The following is a 6,329-nucleotide window of genomic DNA, read 5'->3' on the forward strand; positions in this document are numbered from 1 at the left end:
ACCAGCGGACACCCCATACCCACCACCGGCCCCTCCACCAGCAACGACCCGAAACCCCCGAAACGATCACTCCCGAATCAAGCCGGTGGATCCGGGCTGACCCTGCAGCAGTACAGGACCGAGGCGATCCTGACCGAGCGTCTGCATGATCTGGGTGGCAAGGTGCAGCGTCCCTATCTGGTCAAGAGTGTCTCGCTTGACGCGGACTCGCCCAGAGTCGAGGTCATTGGGCCAGATGGCCACGAGGTCGTCAAGGCCCGCTACGTCGTCGGGGCAGACGGCACACATTCAATCGTCCGTCAGAGTACGCAGATCGAATTCGTTGGGGGCGACTACAGCCAATCCTTCGTCCTCGCCGACGCACGCCTGGACTGGCCGCTGCGTTACGACGAGGTACAAAATTTCTTCTCCCCCGCCGGCATCGTTGTGAGTGGCCCCCTCCCCGAGAACCAGCGCCGCGTGCTCGCGACCGTCGAAAGCGCGCCAGAGGTCATCAGCCTGGACTTCGTTCAGCAGATCCTAGACGGGCGAGGTCCAACCGGCGCGCTGGTCAAGGAGCTCACTTGGAAATCGCAGTTCCGAGTTCACCATCGCATCGCCACGGCGTTCCGGCGAGGACCGGTGTTTCTCGCGGGTGACGCAGCGCATGTGCACAGCCCTGCAGGAGGGCAGGGCATGAACCTGGGGATCCAGGACGCGATCGATCTCGCGCATACGCTCTCGCCTTCGCTGAAAGGTGCAGCTCACGCCGATCTCGACGGATACGAGAAGCGGCGTCGACCGGTGGCGCGAGCGACCGTCGGCTTCACGAACATGATGACGCGCGCGTCCATCGTCAGTAATCGCCCTGGTCAACTCGCGCGCAATGCTGCGTTCTCCGTCGTTGGGCATTTTCCCCTGGTGCGTAAGCAGATGGCCCTGCACATGGCAGAACTCGCGTGAGCAGGGCAATTTCAAAGTCGGGGTGATCTTGTAGGTGTCTGTGCAGGTCACGGCGGTGTGACAATGTGCGGTTGGCGCGCGACATACGCAACGAAGCTCCGTTGTGCAGGTGACCTTCCCAAATCGCCTTCGCCCAACGGCCAACGCCGCGCACGTCCCGGCGTTGTCAGGGCTGCTCCCACCCTCCCCGGCGTCTCCCGGATCAGGCTGCCCTCGGCTTCACCCAGCGGCTGCGACGACCAGGAATCGAAGGTCTTTCACCCCCGCTCGACTTCAAGCGGCTCGTGGCGCACATGATCCTCCGCCCAGTCATCGCCAATCAGCAGCAACAGACCCTCCCGGTCACGTCGTTCACATCGCTCAGCAGCCTGCGGAAGGCGCGGCACGCGGCCTAATGGATCCAGTGCTCACGCCCCATGGGGCGGGCACGCCACCCCATCAGCGGTCAGGCCTCCCGGCCGACCAGCAGGGGCACGGTCTGACCACAGAACTCAAACGCTTCCGGCGGCATGAGTGCTCACCTGCTGGCGGCTACGGCACCGAGTCTGACCGACCCGGTAGCTCCCATTAGGCAGCGCTCCGGGCTCTTCGCGGGCGACCTGGAGACCGGAGCCGGCACGTCTCTCGCGCACACCTCTGCGCCACGTCCCCGTGGCGGCCTTGAGACGCGTCAGTCGAGGGCGTGACTACGGCCGGCCTGGAGGATCTCGTCGGAGAGTTCGGGCTGGACGTGGCGTACCGCGCGTGAGATCACCACCGCGCCGACCAGTTCGCTGAGAAGGCGGACGGCTCGTTGGCGGGCCTCGGCCGGGTCGAGGTCCCGCCCGTCCTCCTCGGCTTCGCGCTGGAATTCGGCGGCGAAGCCGGAAAGGTAGCCCTCCACGCCGTCGGCGTACGCGCTTTGTACGGCTTCGCTGTGCCGTCCGGCGTCCACGACCAGGGACGCCGAGGGGCAGCCGCCGTCCTCGGCGTCACGGTGCGCGGCGGACAGATACCCGGCGACGACCCGCTCCAGCGGAGAGCCCGACTCGCCCGGGCCGTCCTCGACGGCCCGGGCCAGGCCCCCTAGCGAGGCGGCGAAGGAAGCCCCGCACACCTCCACGGCCAGGTCGTTCTTGGACGCGAAGTGGTTGTAGAAGCCGCCGTGAGTGAGGCCGGCCTCCTTCATCAGCTCGGCGACGCCGACCGCGTCGATGCCCTGCGAACGGAACATGCGGCCCGCCGCATCGAGGATGTTCTGCCGGTTACGGGCCTTGTCCTCCTTGGTGATCCGCGGCATGGCCGTCCTTTCGCATCTCTCTCGGTTTGACCTTTTCGATGATGCCTCTCATCATAGTTGGAGTTTCAATGATGCTCGTCATCAATAGTTCGTGGAAGGGGAGCGCCATGCGCACCATCACCTACGACCGGCAGGGCGATGCGGCTCAGGTACTGCGCCTGAGCGCGCTGCCGGACCCGCCCGCGCCCGCCGCAGGCCAGGTGCAGGTGCGGGTGCTGGCCCGGCCGATTCGCCCCGGCGACCTGGGAGGAGTGGAGGGCTTTCCGGGTGGGCCGCCGCAGCGGTTCGCGGCGCCGCGGATCCCCGGCGTGGAGGGGATGGGCATCGTCGAGTCCGTCGGCGAGGGCGTACGGGACCTACGGCCCGGCCAGCGGGTGGCGGTCTTCCCGGTACCGGGCACGTGGAGTGACCTCGTCACGGCGCCGTCCGATCTTGTGGTGCCGGTGCCCGAAGGTGTGAGTGATGAGACCGCGGCCTTGATGCTGGTCAACCCGTTTACGCTGCTCAGCTTGCTGCGGGCGGTCGAGGACGCGCAGCACGGCCAGACGGGGCCGGTGGTGCAGACGGCGGCCGGTTCGTCGATCGGCAAGGTGGTCGGCGCGGCCGCACTCAAGCACGGCTTCCCGCTGGTCAATCTGGTACGCAGTGCCACCGGAGCGGAGGCCCTGCGTCAGCGTTTCCCCGGACTGCCGACGATCTCGACGGCCGACGTGGACTGGCCTGAGCAGGTCCAGGACGCCGTCGGCGGGCAGGGCGCCCAGGTCGTCCTCGACGCGGTCGGCGGATCGCTCACCCGTGACCTGGCCGCGCTGCTCGCCGACGGCGGCACGCTGATCTCCTACGGCCGGCTCGGCTCCGGCAGCACGCCCCTGGAGTCCCTGGCGCTGACCCCGCGGGCCCTGACCGTGCGGGGCGTGTCCATCGGCCAGTGGCTGACCCGCACGCCCGAGCAGCGGGCCGAGGACGTCGCCTTCGCCACCCGCCTGGCCGCGAACGCCCCGGAGCTGCTCGAAGTCGCCGCCCGCTATGACCTCGCCGACTTCGCGCAGGCCATCGGGCATGTCCGCCGCCCCGGCAAGAGCGGAACCGTGCTGCTCACCAGCCCCACCTCCTGAACCTCACGAAGGGCACTGTCATGAAGATCGGAACCCTCGGCGCCGGAACCGTCGCCCAGGCCATCGCCCGGCACGCGGTCCGCCACGGCCACCAGGTCGTGCTGAGCAACAGCCGCGGCCCCGCCTCCCTGGCCGGCCCCGCCGAAACCCTCGGACCGCTCGCCCGGGCCGGCACTCCCGAGCAAGCCGCTGCGGCAGAACTCGTCGTGCTCGCCGTCGGCTGGCCCCAAGTGCCGGACGCCGTGGCGGACTTGCCGCCCTTCGAGGGGCGCATCGTGGTCGATGCCACCAACCAGTTCGCCTCCCCGCCCCCGAACCCGAAGATCGCCGACCTGGGCGAGCTGACCGGCAGCGAGTACGTCGCCTCGCTGCTGCCCGGCGCCCGCGTCGTCAAGGCGTTCAACACCCTCTACGGCCAGTACATCGCCGCCGACCCGCGCCACGAGGCCGGACGCCAGGTGCTGTTCCTGGCCGGTGACGACGCCGACGCCAAGACCACCGTCAAGGACCTGACCGCCGGGTTCGGGTTCGCTCCCGTCGACCTCGGCTCCCTGCGCGAGGGCGGACGCCTCATGCAGCTCGGCGCCCCGCTCTCCGGCCTCCACGTCCTCAAACAGGACTGAGCCAGACCCCCGCTCCCACCGATCAACCCACCCGTACAAGGAAAGATCCTCATGACCAGCCAGCCCCAAGCCTCCACCGTCCAGCCCCTACTGCAGCCCGTCCGCTTGGGCGCACTTGAGCTGCCCAACGGCATCGTCATGGCCCCCATGACCCGCGCCCGCGCCCAGAACGCGGACCTGGCCCCCAGCGACCTGACGGCGACGGCGACCTACTACGCGCAGCGCGCCGGCGCCGGCCTGATCGTCACCGAGGGCACCTGGGTCAGCAAGGACGCCATCGGCTACATCAACGTCCCCGGCATCTACACCGACGCGCAGACCGCCGGCTGGACGGAGGTCACCGAGGCCGTTCACGAGGCGGGCGGTCGGATCGTCTCCCAGCTCGGTCACGTCGGCGCGGTCTCCCATCCCGACCACCTCGGCGGCCGCCTGCCCGCGGGGCCCTCGGCCGTCAACCCCGGCGAGAAGTCCTTCACCCCGACCGGCCCGAAGGACACCCTCACCCCCCGCGCGTTCACCGCCGCCGAGATCGCCGGCACCATCGCCGCCTACCGCCACGCGGCCGAGAACGCCCGCCGCGCCGGCTTCGACGGCCTCGAAATCCACGCCCAGGGCTCCCACCTGATCCCGCAGTTCCTCAACCCCCGCCTCAACCAGCGCACCGACGCCTACGGAGGCACCAGCGAGAAGCGGGCCCAATTCCTCCTCGACGTCCTCGATGCCGTCAGCGACGTATGGGGCAGCGACCGCGTCGGCGTGAAGCTCTCCCCGTACTGGAGCGTCGGAGCCTTCACCGCCGACGAGGAAACGCTTGCGGACTACGACCAGCTGCTGAAGAAGCTGGGCGGCAGCAACCTGGCATACCTCCACCTCCTGGGCTCGCCCGGCACTCTCGAGGAGCGCATCGCCGTGTTCTCCCGCTACCGCGCCCACTACCAGGGCAACATCGTCGCCAACCTCGGCTTCACCCAGGAACTCGGCAACGAGATCCTCCACCACCAGATCGTCGACGCCGTCTCCTTCGGCGCCCCCTTCATCGCCAACCCCGACCTGGTCGAACGATTCACCCACGGCTACCCGCTGGCCGAGGGCAATCGCGACACCTACTACGCCGGCCACACCGAGGGCTACACCGACTACCCCGCCTTCTCCGCAAACTGAGCAAGGAAAATTCCCATGAGCAGCAACATCCGAACAGTGATCGCGAACGTCGAAGTCGAGAACCTCGAGGATGCGATCCCTCTCTACCAGGACCTGGCCGGGGACGTGGACGTCCGCCGGTTCCCCTACCACGACCTGGAATTGGCACTGGTAGGGCCGTTCCTGCTCTACTCCGGCCCGCTGGAGAAGTACGTCTCGCAGAACGGGACCGTCATCGTCGAGTCCCTGGCCACCGTGCTCGACGCCCTCGCCAAGGCCGGCGCCGAGATCCTCGATGAACCAGAGGAAGTCCCCAACGGAACCAGGATCCTCGCCCGCCACCCGGACGGCTCCGTCTTCGAGTACATGCAGCCCCGCACCTGAGTCAGCGCCGGTGACATGCAGCCCCGTGGCAGCGCGTCGCACTCCCGCTGTCCGATCGAGGAGTCCCAAGCCTACGGGCCAAGGGGCCGCAGTCGCCCGCACTTGCTCCGTACGCCCCGCTCGCGCTGGAACAAGCCCAGCTCAACCACTCCCGGGGGGAGTGCCGCTGGGGAGCCGGACGGTGTCAGCGGGCATGGGGATCGTTCCCGGGGCGTGTCTGCGCGCGGAGCGACTCCCGTTGCCGCCAGGTCCCGGGCGGCTCGCCGTGGTGGCGCCGGAAGGCGGCTGCGAAGGCGTAGGGCGAGCTGTAGCCGACGGAGCGGGCGAAGACCGCTCTCGTCCTCGGCGGCACCGGCCGGACCGGCTCGCACGTGGCGAGGAACCTCGCCGAGCGGGGGCTGGGTGCCCGCACCGCGGCGCGCCACGGCGCCGACGTGCTGTTCGACTGGGACGACCCGACCACCCGCCCCAGTGCCCTCGACGGTGTCGACCGGCTCTACCTCGTCACGCCCGTCCTGCGGGTCACCTACGCCGACCAGGTGGCCGCCTTCCTCGACCTAGCCGAAGCCGCAGGGGTACGCCACGTCACGTACCTCAGCACGTACGGCGTCGACCAGGCGCCACCGGAAGTGGACATCAGGGCCGTCGAGGCCGACCTCGCCGCCCGAGGGGCCATCACGCACTCCATCCTGCGCCCCGCATGGGGGATGCAGAACTTCAGCGACGCACACCTGCCGGTCGTCGACGGGGCGATCACCGTACCGACCGGTGCCGGCGCGGAAGCCTTCGTCGACGCGGCCGACATCGCCATGGTCGCGGCCGAGACGCTGCTCGCCCCCGAGACCC

At 69.1% G+C, this 6,329-nt stretch carries 6 protein-coding genes and 1 pseudogene; 6 read left to right on the forward strand and 1 reads right to left on the reverse strand.

All coding sequences use genetic code 11. The features are described from left to right. The coding region (locus tag EFK10_RS10490; RefSeq protein ID WP_127355460.1) for an FAD-dependent monooxygenase at positions 1 to 942 on the forward strand (942 nt) is incomplete at its 5' end. Positions 943 to 1,612: 670 nt separating this feature from the next. On the opposite strand, the gene EFK10_RS10495 is transcribed toward EFK10_RS10490, so the two are convergent. Next, positions 1,613 to 2,221, reverse strand: a complete 609-nt coding sequence (locus tag EFK10_RS10495; RefSeq protein ID WP_127355461.1) for a TetR/AcrR family transcriptional regulator — start codon at positions 2,219 to 2,221, stop codon at positions 1,613 to 1,615. A gap of 107 nt (positions 2,222 to 2,328) precedes the next feature. Here EFK10_RS10495 and EFK10_RS10500 point away from each other — a divergent pair, with 107 nt between their 5' ends. The 5 genes and pseudogenes from EFK10_RS10500 to EFK10_RS10525 form a co-directional block, all read left to right on the forward strand. After that, positions 2,329 to 3,336 (forward strand): zinc-binding dehydrogenase, encoded by a 1,008-nt coding sequence (locus tag EFK10_RS10500; protein ID WP_127355462.1) that lies wholly within the window; start codon positions 2,329 to 2,331, stop codon positions 3,334 to 3,336. Between the two features lie 20 nt (positions 3,337 to 3,356). Next, positions 3,357 to 3,959, forward strand: a complete 603-nt coding sequence (locus EFK10_RS10505) for an NADPH-dependent F420 reductase (protein WP_127355463.1) — start codon at positions 3,357 to 3,359, stop codon at positions 3,957 to 3,959. Positions 3,960 to 4,010: 51 nt separating this feature from the next. Next, positions 4,011 to 5,120, forward strand: a complete 1,110-nt coding sequence (locus tag EFK10_RS10510) for an alkene reductase (RefSeq protein WP_127355464.1) — start codon at positions 4,011 to 4,013, stop codon at positions 5,118 to 5,120. 15 nt (positions 5,121 to 5,135) lie between these two features. Next, positions 5,136 to 5,483 (forward strand): VOC family protein, encoded by a 348-nt coding sequence (locus EFK10_RS10515; RefSeq protein WP_127355465.1) that lies wholly within the window; start codon positions 5,136 to 5,138, stop codon positions 5,481 to 5,483. A 371-nt stretch (positions 5,484 to 5,854) separates the two neighbouring features. Then, positions 5,855 to 6,329 (forward strand): annotated as a pseudogene (locus tag EFK10_RS10525) (NmrA family NAD(P)-binding protein); the annotation flags it as partial.

It is taken from the genome of Streptomyces soli (genome assembly GCF_003999195.1).
In the GTDB taxonomy this organism is placed as follows: Bacteria; Actinomycetota; Actinomycetes; order Streptomycetales; family Streptomycetaceae; genus Actinacidiphila; species Actinacidiphila soli.